The 2,636-nt window shown below is 34.2% G+C and carries 4 protein-coding genes and 2 pseudogenes; all 6 read left to right on the top strand.

Annotated features, from left to right (window positions below; all coding sequences use genetic code 11):
• Nucleotides 1–100 (top strand): hypothetical protein (locus OC529_RS11850; protein ID WP_000302340.1); only part of this gene is annotated, 100 nt, incomplete at its 5' end.
• Nucleotides 93–716, top strand: a pseudogene (locus OC529_RS11695) (restriction endonuclease subunit S); the annotation flags it as partial. The gene OC529_RS11850 and the pseudogene OC529_RS11695, both read left to right, overlap by 8 nt.
• 59 nt (nucleotides 717–775) lie before the next feature.
• Nucleotides 776–1,012 carry an AbrB family transcriptional regulator gene (locus tag OC529_RS11700; protein ID WP_000260605.1) on the top strand — a complete coding sequence of 79 codons (237 nt, stop codon included), beginning with the start codon at nucleotides 776–778 and terminating at the stop codon, nucleotides 1,010–1,012.
• The gene (locus tag OC529_RS11705) at nucleotides 1,009–1,422 is read left to right on the top strand and encodes a type II toxin-antitoxin system death-on-curing family toxin (RefSeq protein ID WP_000158359.1); all 414 of its coding nucleotides are present in this window, start codon (nucleotides 1,009–1,011) and stop codon (nucleotides 1,420–1,422) included. The genes OC529_RS11700 and OC529_RS11705 overlap by 4 nt, the downstream gene beginning before the upstream one ends.
• A gap of 117 nt (nucleotides 1,423–1,539) precedes the next feature.
• Nucleotides 1,540–2,505 (top strand): site-specific tyrosine recombinase/integron integrase, encoded by a 966-nt coding sequence (xerA, locus tag OC529_RS11710; RefSeq protein WP_023936148.1) that lies wholly within the window; start codon nucleotides 1,540–1,542, stop codon nucleotides 2,503–2,505.
• Nucleotides 2,471–2,636, top strand: a pseudogene (locus OC529_RS11715) (restriction endonuclease subunit S); the annotation flags it as partial. The gene xerA and the pseudogene OC529_RS11715, both read left to right, overlap by 35 nt.

Genomic DNA, 2,636 nt, shown 5'->3' on the forward strand with positions numbered 1-2,636 from the left:
CCAAAAACTGCTAGGTCATAGCAAGATTGACACAACCCTGGCCTATGCCATGGTCAATCAAAATAATGTCAAGCATTCACACCAAAAATTCATCTCTTAAAAGCAAATCCCGATTTAACGAGATGTTCGAAGAGTATCCTGACTCAGTATTCTTAGATACATATATAAAAGAACTAAGAGCAGGTAAAAGTTTAGCTGGTGAGGAAAATAATAAGAATAAAGTATTAAAAACAGGAGCTGTATCGTACGATTATTTTAATTCATCTGAAGTAAAAAATTTACCAATTGACTATATTCCCTTAGATGAACATAAAGTTGAAATAGGGGATGTAATTATTAGTCGTATGAACACTTCTGAACTAGTTGGGGCTGCTGGGTATGTTTGGACTATCAATAGTGATAATATATATTTGCCAGATAGATTATGGAAGGTTATTTTGAATGATCGAGTAAATCCAGTTTTCTTATGGAAGCTTATTACAAATGAGAAAACAAAATTAAAAATTAAGAGAATTGCCTCTGGAACTAGTGGGAGTATGAAAAATATTTCGAAATCAAAATTTTTACAAATTAGAGTCCCCCTCCCCCCTCTTTCCCTCCAAAATGAGTTCGCAGACTTTGTAGCCCAGGTCGACAAATCACAATTGGCAATCCAAAAATCTCTGGAAGAGCTTGAAACTTTGAAGAAATCTCTGATGCAGGAGTATTTTGGCTGATATTCTGCCATTGTAATTACGGTAATGATTTGTTATAATACAACAAAGGAGGAAGTCAGATGGTAGTAAAAACAAGAAAACAAGGTAATTCAATCACCATTACGATTCCAAGTGAATTTAATATTCCAAGTGGTGTAAAATACGAAGCGAAATTGTTACCAAGTGGTGAGATTATCTTTACTCCTGAAGAATTGGGGCAGCAGGTTTCTTATGTATCTGATGATGCCTTTGACTTAAATTTAGATAAAATATTTGACGAATACGACGATGTTTTCAAAGCTTTGGTGGAAAAATGACAATCTATTTGACAGAAAAGCAAATTGAAAAAATAAATGCCTTAGCAATTCAACGGTATTCTCCAAATGAGAAAATTCAAACAGTTAGTCCTTCTGCCTTAAATATGATTGTGAACTTACCAGAACAATTTGTCTTTGGGAAGCCTCTTTATCCAACAATTTTTGATAAAGCAACGATACTATTTGTCCAATTGATAAAGAAGCATGTTTTTGCTAATGCTAATAAAAGAACTGCTTTCTTCGTTTTGGTCAAATTTTTACAATTAAACGGCTATCGTTTTTCTGTAACGGTAGAAGAAGCAGTAAAAATGTGTGTAACCATCGCAGTAGAAGCTTTAACTGATGAAAAAATGACAAGCTACTCCAAATGGATTTCTGAACATTCTGTTAGAGAAAAGGTCAAAAAGTAACCTAGTATGCTGGATTTGAATGAGCACAAGAAAATAAATGAACAGACAATATTAGAATTCTGTAATGCAGAAACTGATATTGTCTCTTTTTATTGATGAATAAGAAAGTGAAAAATTATGGAATCAAAAGTTACAATTATCATGCAAGAAATGTTACCTCTTTTAAATAATGAACAATTACTAGCATTGAGAGAGAGTTTAGAACATCATCTAGTAGACGGAAAAAAGCAGCAGAAGTATTCGAATAATAACCTGTTGCAACTCTTTATCACTGCCAAACAGGTAGAGGGCTGTAGCTCAAAAACAATTCGTTATTACCAGAGGACGATTGAAAACTTGTTTAATGGTATTAAGGAGTCTGTGACACAACTCACAACAGATGATTTAAGGAGTTATTTAGCAAATTACCAGTCTGAAAAGGATTGTAGTAAGGCAAATTTAGACAATATTAGGCGTATATTGTCTTCTTTTTTTGCTTGGCTTGAGCAAGAGGAATATATCATTAAAAATCCCATTCGACGGATAAAGAAAATTAAGACTGAGCAAAATGTGAAGGAAACTTATACTGATGAACATTTGGAAATTATGCGTGATAACTGTGAAAATTTGAGAGATTTGGCAATAATAGACCTACTAGCATCGACAGGTATGCGTGTAGGGGAGCTTGTACAGTTGAATCGTTCAGATATTGATTTTGAAAACAGAGAGTGTGTTGTCTTTGGTAAAGGAAAGAAGGAGAGACCAGTATATTTTGACGCTCGGACGAAAATTCATTTAAGAAACTATCTTAACGACAGAAAAGATAGTCATCCTGCTCTTTTTGTAACGTTAGTTGGAAAAGTCCAGAGGCTTGGAATTGCTGGTGTAGAGATTCGCTTAAGAAAGTTAGGAGACAAACTCGGCATACAAAAGGTTCACCCACATAAGTTCAGAAGAACTTTAGCGACTAAGGCAATTGATAAAGGTATGCCTATCGAACAAGTCCAAAAACTGCTAGGTCATAGCAAGATTGACACAACCCTGGCCTATGCCATGGTCAATCAAAATAATGTCAAGCATTCACACCAAAAATTCATCTCTTAAAAGCAAATCCCGATTTAACGAGATGTTTGGGGATCCTTTAAATAATAACAAGAAATTTGCAGTAAAAACGGGACAACAGTGTTTTAAATTTTCAAGTGGAAAATTTCTTGATAAACATGATAGAGTTTTTG

Source organism: Streptococcus sp. Marseille-Q5855, from assembly GCF_946901985.1.
Classification (GTDB): domain Bacteria; phylum Bacillota; class Bacilli; order Lactobacillales; family Streptococcaceae; genus Streptococcus.

Coding starts and splice junctions, on each gene's coding strand:
- OC529_RS11700 (WP_000260605.1), top strand. CDS start 776: ATGGTAGTAAAAACAAGAAAACAAGGTAATTCAATCACCATTACGATT.
- OC529_RS11705 (WP_000158359.1), top strand. CDS start 1,009: ATGACAATCTATTTGACAGAAAAGCAAATTGAAAAAATAAATGCCTTA.
- xerA (WP_023936148.1), top strand. CDS start 1,540: ATGGAATCAAAAGTTACAATTATCATGCAAGAAATGTTACCTCTTTTA.